General features: G+C 58.0%; 15 protein-coding genes, 1 tRNA gene and 1 pseudogene. 5 read left to right on the top strand and 12 right to left on the bottom strand.

Annotation, left to right across the window (positions count from 1 at the left end; translation table 11 throughout):
- Nucleotides 1–3: 3 nt before the first annotated feature.
- Complete coding sequence (locus GCM43_RS05035) at nucleotides 4–2,049, bottom strand: multicopper oxidase family protein (protein ID WP_152242412.1); 2,046 nt, start codon at nucleotides 2,047–2,049, stop codon at nucleotides 4–6.
- 277 nt (nucleotides 2,050–2,326) lie between these two features.
- Here GCM43_RS05035 and GCM43_RS05030 point away from each other — a divergent pair, with 277 nt between their 5' ends.
- Nucleotides 2,327–7,489: a RecQ family ATP-dependent DNA helicase gene (locus tag GCM43_RS05030; protein WP_152242411.1), complete on the top strand. Its 5,163-nt coding sequence runs from the start codon at nucleotides 2,327–2,329 to the stop codon at nucleotides 7,487–7,489.
- 482 nt (nucleotides 7,490–7,971) lie between these two features.
- Complete coding sequence (locus GCM43_RS05025; RefSeq protein WP_152242410.1) at nucleotides 7,972–9,702, top strand: ABC transporter ATP-binding protein/permease; 1,731 nt, start codon at nucleotides 7,972–7,974, stop codon at nucleotides 9,700–9,702.
- Between the two features lie 387 nt (nucleotides 9,703–10,089).
- Here GCM43_RS05025 and GCM43_RS05020 read toward each other — a convergent pair.
- A tRNA-Arg gene (locus tag GCM43_RS05020) sits at nucleotides 10,090–10,161 on the bottom strand.
- A 338-nt stretch (nucleotides 10,162–10,499) separates the two neighbouring features.
- On the opposite strand from GCM43_RS05020, the gene GCM43_RS05015 reads away from it, so the two are divergent.
- Entirely contained in the window at nucleotides 10,500–10,931 is a 432-nt protein-coding gene (locus GCM43_RS05015; protein ID WP_152242409.1) for a helix-turn-helix domain-containing protein, read from the top strand.
- A 485-nt stretch (nucleotides 10,932–11,416) separates the two neighbouring features.
- Nucleotides 11,417–11,572 (top strand): annotated as a pseudogene (locus GCM43_RS25775) (IS110 family transposase); the annotation flags it as partial.
- Nucleotides 11,573–11,685: 113 nt separating this feature from the next.
- Here the strand turns inward: GCM43_RS25775 and GCM43_RS25770 are convergent.
- The 10 genes from GCM43_RS25770 to GCM43_RS04970 form a co-directional block, all read right to left on the bottom strand.
- Complete coding sequence (locus GCM43_RS25770; RefSeq protein WP_193315541.1) at nucleotides 11,686–11,862, bottom strand: hypothetical protein; 177 nt, start codon at nucleotides 11,860–11,862, stop codon at nucleotides 11,686–11,688.
- A 64-nt stretch (nucleotides 11,863–11,926) separates the two neighbouring features.
- A complete protein-coding gene (locus tag GCM43_RS05010; RefSeq protein ID WP_152242408.1) occupies nucleotides 11,927–12,367 on the bottom strand; it encodes a hypothetical protein in 441 nt (146 codons plus the stop codon).
- Between the two features lie 308 nt (nucleotides 12,368–12,675).
- A complete protein-coding gene (locus GCM43_RS26470; RefSeq protein WP_152242407.1) occupies nucleotides 12,676–13,257 on the bottom strand; it encodes an RHS repeat-associated core domain-containing protein in 582 nt (193 codons plus the stop codon).
- Nucleotides 13,258–13,351: 94 nt separating this feature from the next.
- The gene (gene tnpC, locus GCM43_RS05000; protein WP_152242406.1) at nucleotides 13,352–14,896 is read right to left on the bottom strand and encodes an IS66 family transposase; all 1,545 of its coding nucleotides are present in this window, start codon (nucleotides 14,894–14,896) and stop codon (nucleotides 13,352–13,354) included.
- Nucleotides 14,897–14,946: 50 nt separating this feature from the next.
- Nucleotides 14,947–15,273: an IS66 family insertion sequence element accessory protein TnpB gene (gene tnpB, locus GCM43_RS04995; RefSeq protein WP_152242405.1), complete on the bottom strand. Its 327-nt coding sequence runs from the start codon at nucleotides 15,271–15,273 to the stop codon at nucleotides 14,947–14,949.
- A gap of 115 nt (nucleotides 15,274–15,388) precedes the next feature.
- Entirely contained in the window at nucleotides 15,389–15,538 is a 150-nt protein-coding gene (locus tag GCM43_RS04990; RefSeq protein ID WP_264372637.1) for a transposase, read from the bottom strand.
- A 331-nt stretch (nucleotides 15,539–15,869) separates the two neighbouring features.
- On the bottom strand, nucleotides 15,870–17,480 hold the full coding sequence (gene guaA / locus GCM43_RS04985; RefSeq protein ID WP_152242403.1) for a glutamine-hydrolyzing GMP synthase: 1,611 nt from the start codon (nucleotides 17,478–17,480) through the stop codon (nucleotides 15,870–15,872).
- Nucleotides 17,481–17,557: 77 nt separating this feature from the next.
- Nucleotides 17,558–19,018, bottom strand: a complete 1,461-nt coding sequence (gene guaB / locus GCM43_RS04980) for an IMP dehydrogenase (protein ID WP_152242402.1) — start codon at nucleotides 19,016–19,018, stop codon at nucleotides 17,558–17,560.
- A gap of 93 nt (nucleotides 19,019–19,111) precedes the next feature.
- Complete coding sequence (locus tag GCM43_RS04975) at nucleotides 19,112–19,405, bottom strand: RnfH family protein (protein ID WP_152242401.1); 294 nt, start codon at nucleotides 19,403–19,405, stop codon at nucleotides 19,112–19,114.
- Nucleotides 19,392–19,829, bottom strand: coding sequence for a type II toxin-antitoxin system RatA family toxin (locus GCM43_RS04970; protein ID WP_152242400.1), 438 nt, complete (start codon nucleotides 19,827–19,829; stop codon nucleotides 19,392–19,394). The genes GCM43_RS04975 and GCM43_RS04970 overlap by 14 nt, the downstream gene beginning before the upstream one ends.
- Before the next feature lie 95 nt (nucleotides 19,830–19,924).
- Between GCM43_RS04970 and smpB the strand changes: the two genes are divergently transcribed.
- Nucleotides 19,925–20,374 carry an SsrA-binding protein SmpB gene (gene smpB, locus GCM43_RS04965; RefSeq protein ID WP_152242399.1) on the top strand — a complete coding sequence of 150 codons (450 nt, stop codon included), beginning with the start codon at nucleotides 19,925–19,927 and terminating at the stop codon, nucleotides 20,372–20,374.
- The last annotated feature ends 134 nt before the right edge of the window (nucleotides 20,375–20,508 follow it).

The raw sequence follows: 20,508 nt of genomic DNA, 5'->3' as shown, positions 1-20,508 counted from the left end.
CGATCAGTGGCCGTGGCCGTGTCCGCCGGCGTCGCCGCCGCCCTTGCCGTCCGGGAGTACAACCTTGACGTTTTGCATCATGCCCTGGTCTTCATGCTCGAGAATATGGCAATGCAGCACGTATTCGCCGATATAGCGCTGATAACGCGTAGCAATCTCGATCTTGTGGTTCGGCATCACCAGCAAGGTGTCCTTCCAGGCGCCGATCAGGTCCTGGTATTGCTGATCGACCTTGCCGCCGTCGGTTCGCACAACGCTGATGACCTGAAACGGATTGACGTGGATATGGAAGGGATGGCTGCCCAACTTTGACGCCAGTTCCCACATCTGCTCGGTGCCCAGCACCAGCGTGCGGTCGATACGGTGCGGATCATAGAGATATTTTTCCTGCGGCGCTGCGTTGTCCAGCGGCTTGCTTTCCACCATGAATTTGAACTTGCCATCGATTTTGCCGATATTGAAGGTGGCATATTCCTTCGTCTTGTTGCGTAGAACTTCCTGCTCCGTCACGGTAAATGCCTTGTGCGGCACAAACTTGCTGAGCTTGAGGCCGTTGTCCAGATCGTTCAGGATGGTAGCCCTGACACTATTGGACAACTGCGTGCCGGGCAGGCGCTTGACGGCACTGCGCAGTTCGGCCAGCAGGAACTCGCGCGGCGACTCGCCCACCCTGGCGCGCACAGCCGCCCTGGCGTTGCTCTTGGCGGCGATCACACCGATCAGGCGCGTGTTGTTGATGTCATGCATCGTCGTCAGGTTATTGACATTGGTTTCGGCATACACGCAGTACGCGCCGGCCTTCGGCAGCGAAAACAGAATATCGCTGCGGTAGCCCGGCTGCAGATAGTTCAATGTCTTGGGAATGATACGGTCGTGCGTCAAGCCGTCGGCAGCCACTTCGAATTGCGTGACATCCTCGCCATTGCACATGTCCATCACGTCGGTATCCTGGTTCGCCACGCTGAGCGCCTTGAACAGCTTTTGCGGATCGTTGGCGCGCCGGATACGCATTACCACGGAGGCCTGGAAGCCCGTATCGATCAGGCGCCAGCGGTACAGGCGCTGCGTGGCCATGTTCAGCACCGGCTGCACCTTGCCGTTGACAGAGGTATACCGGCCCGACATCAGCCAGGCGTTCGGGTCCTCGACCTGATCGAAATCCTCGAGCACGCCCACCGCATCTTTTTCGCAATGCTTGGCCGATACCAGATTGTTGCTGGGGCAGTCATACGGTATCTGCTGCAGCAACATCACCTCGCCGGCGCTGCCATCGCTCGGCTGGAACTGCTTGAGCACGACGTCGAGGTCGCCATTTGCCGTATCGGTCGGGTAGCGCTCCCCTTCGACCACCAGTGCACCGGCCATGCCGCTGGCGACCTGCATGGCCGTTGCGCCATGCTGGTGCGGGTGATACCAGAACGTGCCAGCCGGATGGTCGATGGGAATATTGTATTCATACTCGAAATCGACGCCCGGCTTGATCGAAATGAGCACGTTGTCGCTATTGCCCGAGGGCGAAACCCACAGCCCATGCGAATGCAGATTGGTGTCATTGAAGCAGCCGCGCGGACGCGCCGCGTTGATATCGGTCGTTGCGCACTCTTCGGCCGACAACTGCGGCAACTGGTTATGCAACTTGAAGCGCACGGTCTGCCCCGGCGCCATCACCACGGTGGGCGCCATGAAGGTGGCCGCGTTTTCATCACGGCCATCGAGCGCCAGGCCACTCGTCTGCTGGTACGAGCGCAGGCGCACCTTGTCGTATTTGGCCGTGGTCGGGTTATAGATGGTGCCGTTGGCGTAGCGGATATATAAATCGTACGACTTCTCGTACTCATCGCGCTTGCTGGCCGCGCGCGTGGCGGGCCTGCTGCGCGCCTTCAGTTTCGGCGGCTCCTGCAACAGCCGCAGCTCGACGTTGGGGACGGCTTTCAGACTCAGGTCAAGATTCAGATTGACTGCATCTTCCGCAGCAAAGGCGGCCGCGCAGGCGAACGGCATGGTGGCCAGGCACAGCGACACATAGCCGCAGGAAAGGCGATAAGACATGACAACTCCTCGATTGGACTCGGCAATGGAAGCATGGCTGGGCCATGCATTTTTTTAATTATCAACATTGCTATTATCCACAATGACAAAGAGTCAATAGTCACACTAAATCACTTATCAGATATTTAAGGGGGCGCGGCAGGAGGCAATACAAGCTGCGTGAGAAGATCGCCAAAGCTGGATCGGTTATCAGGCACATATACTGCGGGCAAAACCACACTCATGTTACAATAAAGCAATATTACTTTTTCTGTGGTTCGCCTGGTCTTCATTGGAAATGCCCACCCTCGACTCCTTGCACGCACGTGCTCGGCGCATCGCCGCCGAGGGTCGAATTGTTTCCGTCGACGTCGAAGCCCATCCTGAAAAAGGCAATCAGATCTTTGCCGTAGGCGCCGTCCGATCAGACGGTACGAACACTTATGGCAGCACCTGTTCACCTGCCAAAGCAGTATCGGTAGCGATCTCGCTTAATGGTTTTACCCAGGATGGCCAGGTTCTGCTGGGCCACAACATCAAGCGCCACGATATACCGCTGATGCGCCAACAGTTGCCCCAACTGAAGTGCCTGAATTGGCCGGTGCTGGATACGCTGGAATTGTCCTCCCTGGCCTTCCCCAGCAATCCCTACCACCGACTGGTGAAGGGCTACAAACTGCTCTCCGACGAGCGCAACAACCCGACCAAAGACGCCCAGGTCGCGCTCAACGTATTTGAGGAGGCGGTAGAAGCTCTGCTGGAGACGAACGCACAGGAGCCTTGGTGGCTTGCTCTGCTGCACTTCCTGCTGCGCAGAGACGAAAGCATGAAGAGACTGTTGGCCAAGGTGCGCGAGGAAACTGTGCCCGCTGGCGAGTTGGTGGGACCGATTGTTGCCAACCGTTTTGCAAGTCGCTGCTGCGCCACCCGTCTGCAAGCGCTGGTTGCCGACATCGTGACGTCCTCCAATGGGCATGACGCCTGGTCGGTTGCGTTTGCCTTGGGCTGGATCCGCGTCGCGGGAGGAAACTCGGTTCTACCCCACTGGGTCTTCCACGAGCTGCCCGCTGTGAGGCAATTGATTGCAGAGCTACGAGAGATCGACTGCGCTCAGAGCACCTGCCGCTATTGCCGCCAAAACCACAATCCTGAAGCGCTGCTGTCCTCCTTTTTCGGCAAACCAAGCTTCCGGCCGCACCCGGCAGCTGCCGATGGTTCATCGCTTCAACGTGCGATCGTCAGTGCCGGGCTGGCACGCGAGAGTCTGTTGGCCGTGCTCCCCACAGGTGGCGGCAAATCCATTTGCTACCAACTCCCGGCTCTTGTCCACTATCGCCGCTCAGGACGGCTGACCGTCGTCATCTCGCCACTGCAATCGCTGATGCGCGACCAGGTGGACAATCTGATGAAAGCCGACATCCAGTGCGCGGCAACCGTCAACGGCATGCTCACCCCGCTGGAACGCCGCGATGTTCTGGAGCGCATACGCCTGGGCGACATCGGCATCGTGCTGGTCTCACCCGAGCAGTTCCGAAGCAAGACTTTCGTCGAGGCAATCCGCCTGCGGGAGATCGCGGCCTGGGTCTTCGACGAGGCCCACTGTCTTTCCAAATGGGGCCATGACTTCCGCACCGACTACCTGTACGTCTCGCGCTTCATCCGGGAACAGTTTCCCGGTCAGGCTCCGATCGCCTGCTTCACGGCCACAGCCAAACCGGATGTCATTGAGGATTTGTGTGAGCACTTCCAGGAAGGTCTGCAGGTCAAGCTGAAGACCTTCCTCGGCGGTCATGAGCGCTCCAACCTTTCCTATGCCGTCGTACCCACTACGGGTGGCGAAAAACCACAGCGTATCGTGGAACTACTGCGCGATGGCCTGCGGCAAGAAGATGCAGCTGTGGTCTTCTGCGCTACACGCAAAAGCGCTGAGACCATCGCGCAGATCGTGGCGCAACAAGGCGTTGCATGCGGCTGCTACCACGGCGGCCTGTCCGCCGATGTACGCAAGGAAACCCAGCGTCGTTTCCTCGACGGCGAACTGCAGGTGATCGCCGCCACCAATGCCTTTGGCATGGGCGTGGACAAACCCAACGTCCGGCTGGTGATCCATGCCGAAATTCCTGGCTCGCTGGAGAACTATCTCCAGGAAGCAGGAAGAGCGGGGCGTGATGGAAGCGAAGCCAAATGTGTCCTGCTGTTCGACCCGAAAGACGTGGAGACCCAGTTCCGCCTGTCGTCCACTTCACAACTGTCGCAGCGAGATTTCGTCGGGCTGCTGCGTGCCCTGCGCTTCCAGGCCAGGAAGCTGAACAAAGATGAGATCGTCATCTCGGCAAAAGAGCTGCTCGCTCAAAGCATTGGAACAGGCATCGAGATCGATGCCCCCGATGCATCCACCAAAGTCACCACCGCGCTGTCATGGCTGGAGCGCCATGGCTTCTTGAAGCGCAACGAGAACGCCACGAAAGTCTTCGCAGCGAGTCTTCGGGTAGCCTCACTGCAAGAAGCCAAAGAGCGTATCGACAAGGCAAATTTCACGGCCAGCGTGCAGCAAAAATTCCTTGCCGTCGCGACCGCCCTGTTCCGTTCAGACACTCCCGAGGGACTAAGCACCGACGAACTGATGCTCGACGCAGGCATCAGGCCGGAGGAATGCTTCCGCATCGTCCACCAGTTGACCAAGCTGGGCATCCTGGTCAATGACCTCGGACTGACGGTGCGCCTGATGCGAGGCGTCAGGGGTGCGTCAATTTCCCGCCTGGAGTATCTGAGCGCCATGGAAAAAGAACTTGTCGAGTTCATGGCGGAGAACGCGCCGGACGCTGATCAGAGCGACGCGCAACAACACCTCAATCTCCGGGCCGTTTGCACTGAACTGCGCAATCGTCTGCATCTCAACGATGAGAAGGGGCAACTCGACCCCACGCAGGTCCGCGCCTGCTTGCGATCCATGGCCGACGGATTCGGCTCCGGCAACGACAAGCGCAGCATGATCGAGCTGCAATCGCTGGGCGATGACACGCTGCGCGTGACCTTGCGGCGCCCCTGGTCCCAGATTCGCAGGATCTGCGAACTGCGCCGCCAGGTGGCCCAGGTCACGCTCACGCGCCTACTTGCAGAGGTCCCGGACGGCGTCAAAGGCGCATGCATGGTGGAATGCAAGGCCCAGGCACTGATTGATGCGCTGGACGACGACCTGTTCCTGAAGACCCAGCTGCGCGAACCCGACGTGGCGCTGGAAAATGCGCTGCTCTATCTTCATCAGACCCGGGTCCTCGAGCTCGATAAAGGCCGGTCGGTCTTCCGCTCTGCGATGACGATTCAGATGGAAGAAGACACATCGAGGCGATTCAACCAAGCCTCGTTCGCACCGTTGGAGGAGTTCTACAAGGAACGGACGCTGCAGACGCACGTCATGCACGAGTACGCAAAGCTGGGCATGGAAGATCTGGGCAAGGCGTCTGTCCTGGTCAAAGCGTACTTCACATTGCCCCACAAGCAATTCATCAAAGAATTCTTCCGCGGCCGCACGGATTTGCTGGAGCGAAAAACCACCGACGAGTCGTACCAGCGTATTGTTGATGACTTGCAGCACCCGGTGCAGCAGGCGCTTGTCACACAACCGCGTACGGGCAATCATTTGGTGCTGGCCGGCCCTGGTTCCGGCAAGACACGGGTAATCGTGCACCGCATTGCCTACCTGTTACGGGTACAGCGCGTGAGTCCCGGACGCATCATCGCCCTGGCCTACAACCGGGGGGCTGCCATCGAGCTGCGCCGCCGGCTGCTGACGCTGGCCGGAGACGATGCGCGCGGTGTGCTGGTCATGACCTACCATGCCATGGCGCTGCGCTTGACCGGAACCAGTCTGGCAGGTGCCGACCGCACATCCAGCAAGGTCGACTTCAAACAGATGCTCCAGGACGCCGTCGACCTGCTCGAAGGCAAGAGCTCGGCACTCATCGATGCGGACGAGGTCCGTGATCGCCTTCTGCAGGGCTACGAATACATCTTCGTTGACGAGTACCAGGACATTGACGAGCAACAATACGCCTTGGTCAGCGCCCTCGCCGGCCGGCGACGTTCGGAGTCCGATACCAAGCTGAGCATCATGGCCGTAGGCGATGATGACCAAAACATCTACTCCTTCAAAGGCGCGAACATCGAATTCATTCGACGTTTCCAGGCCGACTACGAGGGAGAACTCACCTACCTTGTCGAGAACTTCCGTTCAACCCAGAACATCATCTCTGCAGCCAACCATGTGATCCAGCGTGGCGTTGAGCGCATGAAAGTTGACCATCCGATTCGGATCAACGCCCAACGCAAGGATGCCCCGCGAGGCGGACACTGGGCTGCGCTCGACAAGGAAAGTCGCGGTGCGGTACGGTTGATCACCTGCCCTCCCGGCGCAAACCTCCAGGTCCAGCTGGTTTACGCGGAAATCGAGCGTATCCGACGCATCGATCCGACGGTCAGGCTGTCAGAAATCGCAGTGCTCTGCCGTACGCATGCGCCCCTGGAAAAGATGCGGGCCATCTGCGATATCGAAGGCTTGCCATGTGAGATCACCGGACCGGAGGCGGCCAAGGGACAGATCGCGCTGATGAGCACGCGCGAAGGCTGGGCCTTGTCCAATGCACTGAGGCGGCGGCAATTGCGTATGGTCCGCTTGGGCGCCCTTCGCAGATCGCTGGCTTATCTGCAGCGCGCACAACCCAGAAACACCGCGCTGCACGACCTCATGGATATCGTCGATGAGGTCGCTTCCATGCTCCAGGCTGATATTGTTCCTGCCGCTGAAGCATTGGAGCTGTTCTACGAAGCTGCGAGCGAGATGCGCCGGAATGGTCGTAACAGTGCCATCAAGCTTATGACTGCGCACGCCGCCAAGGGCCTGGAGTTCGACCATATCATCGTGATGGACTGCGCCGACTGGCGTTGGGACGAGGAAGATGAACAGCGACTCTTTTACGTGGCGATGACGCGCGCCCGGCTATCGTTAACCTTGATGCGCGCAGAAGGCGGGCGCAACCCCTATCTTGTGGATCTCGGTACCGTCGACGGCGTCCTCGACCAGTTGCCAGACGTGCGACCGCAGTATCGACCGGATCTCGAACGCCGCTACATCATGCTGGGACCCAGCAATATGGACATTGGATTTGCCGGACGCAAGGCACGATCCCAACCCATTCACAATGCCATCGCCGCCCTCAGCACCGGCGATGCCATTGAAATAAGAGGCCGTTTTTTTCATTCAGATTCCGGTGAGATCGTTGCGAAATTAGCTACAAAAATGGAAGAAAGCCACCTTCAACAAGGAACGGCTTCGGTAGTGGCCATCATGGTGCGAACGCGATCCCAGACGTCTTCAGAATATTTGACTTCCCTTCAGGTCGATCACTGGGAAGCACCACTCATCGAAGTTGTCGCCGAAGTAAACAAGAAACCATCCACCTGAGGAAGTGCTGGTCAATTGAGTTTTCTGACAAGGTTGGCGTGCCACATGATCAACGGCAAGCCGTTCAAGCATGTCATCGTGCTGCTGGCAGTCGAGGCGCCAAGAGTGGGCTTGCCAATTCTGCCTTGGTTTGTCGAACGGCATGCCCCAGATCTCGATCACTAGAGAATATCGCATTGCCATAACATAAACAAGCCGATGCTGCACCGCTTAGCCGCATCGTTGCGTTGGGAACGCTGATACCACCTGGGCACTGTGTCGCCGCGCACCGTGGTACTGTTGCTTTACAAACATTTCCACATTGACGCTATGATGCAGTGCAGCAGCCCATCATTCATGCACCCAGATCACTTTTTACAGGCGCATCTTATGGCATCCTTATTCCTTTTCAACTTGCTGCACGCACTGGCATGCCGCATCGAACTTGACCGTGGAGCGGCACGCCAACCGATGCCGTGCGGCACCTGTCAAACACGCCGATCATGAGAGACGCGACTGGTCCTGCCCCGATCCACGCAGCTGGCCGCCCTGGCCTGCTGCATCTATTCGCGCCTTACTGGTGCACGCGCCGGCGCTGGCGCGCCTGGCTGCTGGTGCTGCTGTGGCTGGCCATCACGCTCGGCTCCGCCTGGCTGTATGTTCGGGCCAATGAGCTGACCGGCGAGCTGACCGACGCACTACTGGCTCGCAATTGGGAGGTGCTGAAAAAAGTGGTCTGGATGACCATCGGCGTCGGTCTGCTGGTCGGCGCGCTCGGCGTGGTTCGCACCGCCATCATTGACCTGATCGACCTGGACTGGCGCACATGGCTGAGCAACCACTACCTGGAACAGTGGTTCAGCTCGCATGCCTATTACGACCTGGATCCCGATGGTGCGCTCTCGAATGCCGACCAGCATATCGCCGAAGACGTCAGACTGTTTGCCAACAGCAGCGTGGTCAACATTTCCAACATGATTAACGTGATGGTCAATATTGTGGCCTTCACGGCCGTCCTGTGGTCGCTGTCCGGCACCCTGACCATCCCCATCGGGGACGCGAGTTTGCACATCGCCGGCTATATGGTCTACGTCGCGCTGATCTACAATCTGGCGTATCTGCTGCTGGTCCATTGGGTCGGCAAGCACCTGATCGGGCTGGGCATGAAAAGGCAGACGGTGGAGGCCGACTACCGGTATGGTGCCATGCAGGTGCGAGAAAACGCCGTGCAGATCGCGTTTTATGGCGGCGCCGCCAACGAATTGCAGCGCTTGCGCCGCCGCTTCGCGAAAATCCGCGACAACGTCCTGACCACGGTGGTGCGCAACGCAAAGCTCGAGATGACCAGAACGGTCTACGGCCATCTGTTTGCCGTGCTGCCGACGCTGACCGCCCTGCCGCGCTATTTCGCCGGCGAAATTACCATGGGCGGCGTGACGCAGGCGGTCGGCGCCTTCGGCCAGCTCAGTGCATCGCTGGGGTACTTCCAGGAGTCGTACAAGAGCTTTGCGATGTGGCTGGCACTGGCAAACCGGCTGCGCGATTTTTCCTGGGCCATCAACAAGGCGCATGCCCGGCCAAACGGCTTTAGCGTGAAGCGCGCCAGCCAAAACGCCATCCACAGCAGCGTGCTTGCCCTGCGCACCCCGGAGGGCGACTTGCTGGCCGATGTGCCGCCACTGCAACTGGCGGCAGGCAGCCGGACACTGGTGCGCGGTCCGTCGGGTACCGGCAAGAGCACCCTGCTGCGTACGCTGGCCGGCTTGTGGCTGCATGGCGCTGGTACCGTGACGCTGCCGGCCAAGGCGCGCATCATGTTTTTGCCGCAGCGCAGCTACCTGCCAAGCGGCACCTTCAAGGCCGCCATGTGCTACCCGCTTATGCCCGACCAGTTCGACGACGCCACCTGCCGGCGCGTGCTTGAGGTCTGCGGCCTGGGAAGCCGGATCACGTCGCTCACTACCCGCGACAACTGGCAGCAACTGCTGTCCGGCGGCGAACAGCAGCGCGTTGCCTTCGCCAGGGTGCTGCTGCAACGCCCCGACTTCGTGTTCCTCGACGAAGCGACGAGCGCGCTCGACCCGGCCACCGAAGCCAGACTGTACCAGGCGTTGATTGAAGAACTGCCCGACAGCGCCATTATCAGCGTGGCGCACCGCACGGCCGTGGCCGACTACCACGACGACATTATCGAGCTGGTGCCTGGCACTGCGCCGGTAGCGCAACCTTCCTGACCTTTACAACACAAACAAGCCCGCGAGAAGCGGGCTGGGGATACTGTAATTCATGTCGCCATGAAAATACCATACTTGGAATTTTACAGGCACTCCATGCCTGAACTCCCTGTTGATGCGACACAATTGTAAGTGCCAGCCTTACCCCAAAAGCCAGTGTGATTTATCAGACCAGCCAAGGAACGGCCCGCCTCGCTCATGCGGTTGGAGGTTTTGAGGCGTTCCCTGCGCGCAGGCTTTAAGCCCATCAAATACAGCACGGAAGCGTAATTAGAATGGCGCCGGTTGCTTTTCAAAATACTGCTCCATCCAGTCCAACGTTGATGCCATCTCCGCTTCTGGCCGCATGGACAAATAAAACACCATTTGACGCGATGCTTCACTAGGGTTCGGGGGCTGGAATCGAACCAGCGCCATCTAGGTCCGGAGCCGAGAGTTCTCCCACTGAACTACCCCGAAGCAGTCTTGCGCAGATTACAGAGAAATAGCAGAACCAGCAACCTTAATACCTTGGCTTCGACAAGCTGTGACTATGCGAACTGCGGCAGAGCTCACTCAGACCACGCAGCGGATTCAGACGACGCGGTATTGACCAGTATTGGCCAGTTTAGAATTTGCCTGCTCAACCTTGGCTTCAACCAAAAAATCGTGCAAGATGATCGGCGCCCAACGTCAATCATCCCCAAGCATCAAAGCAGGCTTACCGAGAGTAAGGCGCACCGGCAGCTATTAGACGGATTCAAATGGGATTGCAAAATAGCGCATTGATCAACGTTATATATTGAAAGGCGATATGTATGTCCGGCAACACCCATGTTTCTGAGCGGCTTAAAAGCTGCCGCGAGGATCTTCGGCTCTCACAGGTCATGCTGGCCGAACTGGCGGGCATCAATCCCACGCAGCTGTATCGTTATGAATCAGGCAAAGCCAAGCTTCCCATGGAAGCGGCAAACAAGATTGCCGCCGCCCTCGGCGTCGGCACCGCCTGGCTTGTACACGGCACCCTGCCCATGGCCAGAGAGAGGCAAATCGTCCTGCCAGTGCCTGTCTTGGGAGGACTGATCGTGAATGGTCTGGAACTTTCCCCAACACTTGCCGACGCAGTGAAACGCCTGGCGACGAAAAATGGCAGCAGCGTCGACATAGCGCTGCTGGATCTTGTGCAACTAGGCCTCGACGCCATGCACACACCAACCCGGGCTTGCGCCGAATCTGGAAGCGAGAAATAAGCGGACCACTACCCTGTTGATGAAGATCCTCGCGGCAGCCAGGCTAACGCAATCCACCACGACAACAGGCGGCGCACGATGCAGGCGCCAGTGCAAGAATTTTCCGCGCGCCTATCAAACGCAGGCGTTAAAAAAGCGCCGTTGATCATTCTTTTGGAATAATCAACGGCGATGTGTTTTTACTTTAAAATCAATTAGCCAAAGCGAGCTCATCATTCCCACTCGATTATCAATGAGAACGGCAAGTGACTGATTTTTATTGGATTTTCTGTGCTATCAATCGTCAATACCATCGAAAATACCATCATTAAGACGCAGACTTTAGGGAATGAAATGGACGCCTCCTACCTGTGCCAGCGGCATACTCAATAACAAAGCACGTGTGAAGGGGTGAGCGGAAGGTGTGCCCTCACGGGCCAAGGGCGTAAAAATCGCCTAAAGTGAAAGTCTCAAGAACTTTCGAGGCTAACCGGAGGGTCCATATCATGAATGCTACTCGCAAAACCGTGGTCGGTGTCGATACGGCCAAAAGCGTATTCCAAGTGTATACCGTGGAGCAGGAGACTGGCGAAGTGATCAGTAGGCAGCTCAAGCGCGCCCAGTTTCTGGACTGGTTTGCCAATCGTGCATCCTGTCTGGTATGAATGGAGGCGTGCGGCGGCTCGCAGCACTGGGCACGCAGGGCTGAGGAACTTGGACACGGTTCGTCAGAGAGGTTAAACAGCTGCTGGATCAACAGGATCCGTACCATCACTTAGGTCGGGAACGGCGGACGGCCGCCGCGTTCCCGACCTAGCCGTGGTACCGCGGTATCGACCGCATCGGCCAGCGCCACGAAGTCGACATGCCGCTCCAGCACTTGCAGCGCATCGCCCAGCTTCGTCAGCTTGACTTCGCGCTCCTGAGCAGCGAAAAGGTTGGGTTTCATCATGGCAGAGTCGTCAAGGTTGGCGCGCTGCCATAATGTCACGGCCGGACCGGTTTTTCGAGGTCCCCTAATGAAGCGTAGGCTGGTCAAACTCTTTCTGAAATCCTTTGCTCGGAGTGTACCGAATTTCATACTGACCCTGCACATAAATTGTTATTAGCTCATCATCTTTTTCATATTGCTCCAAATTTTCATTCAGAACAAATGATTTTCCTGCGTCAAAAATTAGTTCCAAGCATTCTCCTTCATGCTTAACAATATTAATTAGACACCCCCCAACAAGTGAATGAAAATCCTGCTTGAATTTCCCGACCTCGTCGCCGGAAGATGCTAGTACTTTATTGTTTTTTTTCAATTTCCAATCACACATTAATGCACGAATATTTATATTCTGCCCATCCGACATCACAACCTTAATTAATACAAAGGTTCCAAAATATGGCGACACCTCCACCACCTTCAAAGGTAGAATTCTTAAAAAATTTTCCCATAAATCTGGAAGTGTCATAATTTTTACCATGTCCCATTTGCAATTTAACGAGCGATTTCATTAAGCTCTTGATTACCGTAATTCTGTCCGGATATCGCATGATGAAATACATCCCTTTGAGAGGATGTAAGCTTTGCACTATTTGCTGCGTCCCTCGCCTGCTTATTTTGTTTCTGATGATCGCTAAGCATGTTCTCGCTGCCCCCCATTTTTTGATTTTTCATCCGTCCCTTGCCACCACATGCATCCTCGTATCCATCCTGACGTCTAGATTCAATAATTGCTTTTGATACATTTACCAATGCACTCGCAGTACTATATGCACGCTAGGCCGTCCAACCTATTTCAGCACCTTCAATAATGTAAGGAACAGCTACAATACATATAGGACAAAGATCAAGTACATCAGTTTTAGAAAGCGGATTTCCACCGACGTATGCATAAGTATTCATCCCTCCCGTCAGCCCAATCGGATCACTCTGCACATACCGTCTCAGCGACGCATCATAATAGCGATGCCAGTTATACCACAGCCCCGACTCGAAGTCATGGTACTGCCCCGGGAAACCGATATTCAAGCCACCGATATTGTCGATAATGACGGTGCGGTCAAAAGCAGCTTTGTTGGCGCGCCAGACAATATTGGCCGCCGCATCGGTCAGCACTTCCGGGCGACCCACTTGGTCATTGTGGCTGGCGTAAAACTGCCCCGCCCGCGCGATACCCATCAACTGACCAGCCAGCCAGACATAGCTCGTGGTTTGATCGCCGATTTCCGCCAGCAGTTCACCACCAGGGCCGTAGATGTTGTGCGTGATAATGCCGCGACCATTTTTGTGCACGCGCTGGTTCAGGCCATTATTGCGGTAATCGCCATGATGGATATTGTCGATATAGAAGCCCGTCATGCGGTTGAACGGTAAGCGTTAAGCCAGCGCCGTCTTGAGTCCGGCAATGAATTAGCAGATGATGGCATCACACCGCTGGGAAGCGGCGTGTTGTTTAAGCCGAAGGGAGCTGCGCGGCGCAGTTCCAGGGCAGGAAGTCGTCGACTTGGTTGACCGGATGATCGGCGATATTGGCCAGCACATGGCGCAGCCACGCTTCGGGGTCAACACCGTTGAGCTTGGCCGTGCCGATCAGCGAGTAGACGGCGGCGGCACGCTCGCCACCGCTGTCGGCACCGGCAAACAGGTAATTGCGCCGGCCGATGGCAACGCCACGCAGGGCGCGCTCGGCGGCCGAGTTGTCGATCTCAATGATGCCGTCGTCGCAGTAACGCAGCAGCGCCGGCCACAGATTGAGCGCGTACTGAATCGCGGCCGCCGTGTCCGACTTGCGCGAGAGCTTTTCAAGCGTGGCGCGTAGCCAGTTGCCGAAGTCGTCGAGCAATGCTTGTGATCGTTGCTGGCGTACCTGCTGTCGTTCATGCGGCGGTTTGCCGCGTATCTCGGCCTCGATCACATACAGTTCGGCAATCCGGCGCAGGGCCTCGGTCGTGATGGCCGATGGCTTGGCTGCATGCAGATCGTGGAACTTGCGGCGCGCATGCGCCCAGCATGCCGCTTCCTCGATGGTCCCATCGACGTAAAGTGCATTGAAACCGGCATACGCATCGGCCTGCAGCACGCCTTTGAAGGTGACCAGGTGAGTTTGCGGATGGATGCCTTTGCGGTCCGGCGTGTAGGCAAACCAGACCGCTGCCGGGGTGGTGTCGCCGCAAGCGCTATCGTCGCGCACGTAGGTCCACAGCCGTGCTGTTTTCGTTTTGCCATTGCCCGGTGCCAAGACTGGAATGGGGGTGTCGTCGGCGTGCAGCTTGGTGCCAGCGAGCACATGGCGCCGGATCGCTTCCACCAGCGGGCGCAACAAGGCACTGGCGGCGCCGACCCAGTTTGCCAGCAGTGCTCGCTCCAGTTCAACGCCTTCGCGGGCATAGATCACCGACTGCCGGTACAGCGGGAGATGGTCGGCAAACTTGGCTACCAGCACATGTGCCAGCAAGCCCGGCCCGGCGATGCCACGTGCAATCGGTCGGCTTGGCGCAGGCGCTTGCACGATGGTGTCGCAGCACTTGCAGGCCAGTTTCGGACGCACATGACGGATCACGCGGAAGCTGCCTGGTATCCATTCGAGTTGCTCTGCAGCGTCCTCGCCCAAATGGTGCAGACCACCGCCGCAAGCGGGGCAAGCTTCGCCTGGTGGCGCATACATCTTTTCGTCTCGCGGCAAGTGGTCCGGCAACGGACGGCGCACCGATTTCTTGCGTGGCGCCTGGTCGGCCGCTGGCATCTCGCGCGCCGCTTCGCTCTCGTCAGCCTGCAGGTCTTCCAATTGCAACTCCAGTTGCTCAATCTGGTGGTCGAGCTTTTCCGACTTGCGGCCGAACTGCATGCGCCGCAATTTGGCAATCTGCAGCTTGAGATGCTCGATCTCGACGGCGCGCGTGTTGAGCTGCTCAGTCAAGCCGGCGACGACCTGCTGCTGCGCGAGCAGCAATGCCTTCAGTGCATCGATATCGTTGGGCAGGTCGGCGAGGTTGAGCATGGGCCGAGTTTACGCGAGGGCGCCGACGTTTATAAGGCCGATGATGGATGTCAGGTGCGCTCCGGTCGCCGCCAGTCAATGCCTTCGAGCAGCATCGACAGCTGTGCCTGAGATAGCGATACCGTGCCGCCGGTAGCCTGCGGCCAGACGAAGCGGCCGCGTTCAAGCCGCTTGGCCAGCAAACACAGCCCATCACCACTCCACCACAGCACTTTGATCATGTCGCCACGCCGCCCACAGAACACGAACACATGGCCGCTGAACGGGTCTTCGTCCAGGGCCGTTTGCACCCTGGCCGCCAGACCATTGAAACCAGAGCGCATGTCGGTCACACCGGCTGCGATCCAGATGCGTGTGCCCACCGGCAAGCCAATCACGGCCGCACGCTTTGCAAGACGAGTTGGAGCAGCGCGGCGTCAATGCTGGTATGCAGACGCACCACAGCATCGCCAATGATGATTTCAATCATGCTGCCAGACTCAACTGGAGGCGTTACTGGTGGCCGTTCATAATCGGCTTGACCAGTACGGGCAGCAGCGCGGACGTGGTCGGTTCAAACAAGCCGGCACGCAACTCGCGACGCCATTTGAACAGCATATTGGCGTTGATGCCGTTCTGCTGTGCAAGCTTCGACACCGAGATACCAGATGCGCAAGCCTCGACGGCGAGACGCCGTTTGAAGTCAGCAGGATAGTTTGGGCGGCCGGTACGATTGCCGACTTTTTATCTGTATCCAAAGTGATTCCCATCAAAAAAGTAGCGGGAACTACTTTGGAGCATGTGGACTTTTAAAGGTAGACGGCGCTGGGAAGACGCTTACAGATCATACCATTAAGGATGCCATGAAAAAATATTGCTTAACCGTGCTAATCGTTGCCAGACAATTCCAGATAAATTAACAAAAAAGCCCGTGAAATCACGGGCTTAGGTGTGTTTTACTGCCTATCAGTGCCAGCAGTTGCTAGACATAAAATCATTCCCACTCAATCGTCGCCGGCGGCTTGCCCGATATATCGTACACCACGCGATTAATCCCACGCACTTCATTAATGATGCGGTTCGAGACTTTGCCCAGCAGCGCGTGCGGCAGGTGGGCCCAGTGGGCGGTCATGAAGTCCTGGGTTTGCACTGCGCGCAAGGCCACTACCCATTCGTAGGTGCGGCCGTCGCCCATCACGCCGACCGATTTGACCGGCAGGAATACCGCAAAGGCCTGGCTGGTGCCGTCGTACCAGTTTTGCGGAGCCTGGTCCGGATCGAGGCTTTCGCCACCGACGAAGTCGAACTTGGCGTTGCGCAGTTCTTCGATGAAGATGGCATCGGCGCGGCGCAGCAGGTCGGCGTATTCCTTCTTGACTTCACCGAGGATGCGTACGCCCAGGCCCGGGCCCGGGAATGGGTGGCGGTACACCATGCTGTGCGGCAGGCCCAGGGCTACGCCGAGCTTGCGCACTTCGTCCTTGAACAGTTCGCGCAGCGGCTCGAGCAGCTGCAGCTTCATGGTCTCTGGCAGGCCGCCCACGTTGTGGTGGCTCTTGATGGTCTGGCCCTTCTTGCCCTTGCCGGCCGACTCGATCACGTCCGGGTAGATGGTGCCCTGCGCCAGCCACTTGGCGTTGGTCAGCTTGGCCGACTCGACCTGGAATACTTCGACAAACTCGCGGCCGATGATCTTGCGTTTCTGCTCGGGATCGGTGACGCCGGCCAGGTGGCCCATGAACTGCTCTTCAGCGTCGACGCGGATGACTTTCACGCCGAGGTTTTTGGCGAACATGTCCATTACCATCTTGCCTTCGTCCAGGCGCAACAGGCCGTGGTCGACAAAGACGCAGGTCAGCTGGTCGCCGATGGCGCGATGGATCAGCGCGGCAGCGACCGACGAATCGACGCCGCCCGACAGGCCCAGGATCACTTCATCGGTGCCCACTTGCGCGCGGATTTTTTCCACGGCTTCGGTAATGTAGTCAGGCATGTTCCAGTCCGACTTGCAACCGCAGATTTCATGCACGAAGCGGCCCAGCATGGCCTTGCCCTGCACCGTGTGCGTCACTTCCGGATGCCACTGCACGCCGTAGAACTGCTTCTCTTCATTGGCCATGGCGGCGATCGGGCACGATGGCGTGTCGCCCATCAGCACGAAGCCTGGCGGCATGTCGAGTACCTTGTCGCCATGGCTCATCCAGACCTTCTGCATGCCGTGACCTTCGTCGGTGACGAAGTCGGCAATGCCGTTTAGCAGCTTGGTGTGATTGCGCGCGCGCACTTCGGCATAGCCGAATTCACGCACCAGGCCGTTCTCGACCTTGCCGCCCAATTGGGCTGCCATGGTCTGCATGCCGTAGCAGATGCCCAGTACCGGTACGCCCAGCTCGAACACGGCCTGCGGCGCGCGTGGCGAGTCGCCTTCCAGTGTGGAATTGTGGCTGCCCGACAGGATCACGCCGGCCGCGCCATAGTTGCGCACGAATTCTTCGCTGACATCGTACGGGTAGACTTCGGAAAACACGCCGGAATCGCGCACGCGGCGGGCGATCAGCTGGGTGACTTGGGAACCGAAATCGAGAATAAGGATTTTTGAGTGCATGGTGGAGGCTTTATCTGAAGGCTGATGCAAAACCGGCGCCGGGGTCGTAACCCTTGCGCCGGTTCGTTTGTCGCTATTTACTCGGAACGGTAATTCGGCGCTTCTTTCGTGATCTGCACATCATGAACATGCGACTCGCGCATGCCAGCCGAGGTGATTTCCACGAATTCGGCTTTCTCGCGCAGCTCGTCGATGGTGGCGCAACCGCAGTAGCCCATCGACTGGCGCACGCCGCCCACCAGTTGGAACAGGATGGCCAGCACGCTGCCCTTGTAGGCCACGCGGCCTTCGATACCTTCCGGCACGAACTTGTCGGCCTTCATGGTGGCGTCCTGGAAGTAGCGGTCGGCCGAGCCGTCCGACATCGCGCCCAGCGAACCCATGCCGCGGTACGATTTGTAGCTGCGACCCTGGTACAGGATCACTTCGCCTGGTGCTTCTTCGGTACCGGCAAACATCGAACCCATCATCACGGTCGAGGCGCCAGCTGCCAGCGCTTTCGAGATATCGCCCGAGAAGCGGATACCGCCGTCGGCGATACATGGCACGCCCGTGCCTTCCAGCGCTTCAGCGACGTTCGAGATGGCGGTGATTTGCGGCACGCCGACACCGGCAACGATACGCGTGGTGCAGATCGAGCCAGGGCCGATGCCGACCTTGACCGCGTCAGCGCCGTATTCGACCAGCGCCTTGGCGGCAGCGGCAGTAGCGATATTGCCGCCGATAACTTCCACTTGCGGGTATTTGGTCTTGATCCACTTCACGCGGTCCAGGATGCCTTGCGAGTGGCCGTGGGCGGTGTCAACCACCAGCACGTCCACACCGGCAGCGACCAGCAGGTCGATGCGCTCTTCATCCTTGGCGCCGACGCCGACAGCGGCGCCGACCAGCAGCTTGCCCTGGCTGTCTTTCGAGGCAAACGGATGCGAGGTCGACTTCTGGATATCCTTGACGGTAATCAGGCCGCGCAGCTCGAACGCGTCGTTGACCACCAGCACGCGCTCGAGGCGGTGCTTGTTCATCAGGCGCTTGGCTTCGTCGCGGTCGGCGCCTTCGGTGACGTACACCAGCTTTTCACGCGGGGTCATCTTGGCGCGCGCTTCGGCGTCCAGTTCCTGTTCAAAGCGTAGGTCGCGGTTGGTGATAATGCCTACCACCGTCTTGCCTTCGACGACAGGGAAACCGCTGATGCCGTATTGTTCGGTCAGGGCGATCACGTCGCGGATTTTCATTTCCGGCGGAATGGTGATCGGGTCGCGCAGCACGCCGGCTTCAAAACGCTTGACGCGTGCCACTTCGCGCGCCTGGTCCTTCGGATTCAGATTCTTGTGAATGATACCGATACCGCCTTCCTGTGCCATCGCAATGGCTAGGCGCGCTTCAGTCACCGTGTCCATGGCTGCCGACAGCAGCGGAATGTTCAGGGTAATGTTACGCGTCAGTCGTGTTTTCAACGACGTGTCGGCAGGCAGGATGTTGGAGTAAGCTGGGACGAGCAGCACGTCATCGAATGTGAGTGCTTTTTGAAGTAGACGCATAGCATTTCCTATTGGCGCAAAAGCAGATTATACAGGACAAAGTGCAACTTGTCGTGACAGCCTGCAAATGCCCGCAGCTGCTTACAATGGCAGTTATGCCGCCTTGCCGCCTGCCCTGCGCCGCCGCGCGTCCTTGGGATCGGCCTGCAGCGGGCGGTACACTTCCACCCGGTCATACGCCCTCAGTACGGTATCGAGTTTTTTCTTCTTGCCGTAGATGCCCACCTGATTGACCGCCAGATCGATCGCTGCGTGGACTTGCAGCAGGCCGCTGGCGCGAATCGCCTGCTCAACCGTGGCGCCGGCAGGCAGCACCACGCTCTGCAGGAAGGCGCTGTCGGGCAGCGCGTGGCAGACCTGGACGGTGATGGCCTCAGGCTGCGCCATACACCGTCTCGGCACGCTTGCAGAAGGAATCGACCATGCTGTTGGCGATCATGCCGAAGACCGGCCCGATGATCTGCTCGAGCACGCGGCTGGAAAATTCGTAGCGCAGGTCGAGCTCGATCTTGCAGGCATCTTCGCGCAGGGCCTTGAAGGTCCATACGCCATCGAGGGTCTTGAAAGGACCGTCCACCAGCTTCATCTTGATGGAGCTGAACGGCTCGTTCTCGTTAGCGGTAGTAAAGCTCTGGCGCACGCCGTGATACTGGATGCCGACATTGGCCACCACCGTGTTGTCACCGCGTTCGCGGATTTCAACCGCGCCGCACCAGGGCAGGAATTTGGGATAATCTTCCACCGCTGCTACCAGCGCGAACATCTGTTCGGCGCTGTAGCCGAGAAAAACTGATTTATGTACTACTGCCATTGAAGAACCATTTGCTATGATGTTGGATACATTTGGATTTTATCGCGCTAGCGCGAGACAATAGTTTAACCGACCCGCGCACATTTACCATTCTCATGACCATAGCAGACAATAGAAAAGCATTCCACGACTACTTTATCGAGGATCGCTACGAAGCCGGCATCGTGCTCGAAGGCTGGGAAGTCAAGGCCATCCGCGACGCCCGCGTTCAGATCAAGGAAGCCTACGTGGTGGTCCGCGGCGACGAGCTGTTCCTGTTCGGCGCCCATATCAGCGCCCTGCCGACCGCCTCGACCCATATCCACCCTGAAGCCGTGCGCACGCGCAAGCTGCTGCTGCACCGCGCGGAAATGGACAAGCTGATCGGCAAGGTCGAACGTTCCGGCTACACGCTGGTGCCGCTCAACCTGCATTACAAGGGCGGTCGCGTGAAATGCGAAATTGGCCTGGCCAAGGGCAAGAAGCAGCACGACAAGCGCGCCGCCGAACGTGATCGCGATGGCGCACGCGAAGTGCAGGCCGCCATGAAAACGCACCGCCGTTAATATCACCTGCAACAACCCACCACCAGACCCGGCCATGTGCCGGGTTTTTTATCGCCGGCAAAATACGAAAATCCGGCCAGACATCGGCAGGAAAAAACAAAGCAAGAGGAATTTAAAAAACGCCGAAGACACAA

The organism is Janthinobacterium aquaticum, from assembly GCF_009208565.1.
Classification (GTDB): Bacteria; Pseudomonadota; Gammaproteobacteria; order Burkholderiales; family Burkholderiaceae_D; genus Janthinobacterium.
The sequence above is the reverse complement of the archived record's forward strand: the minus strand, read 5'-3'. Positions and strand labels throughout refer to the sequence as shown.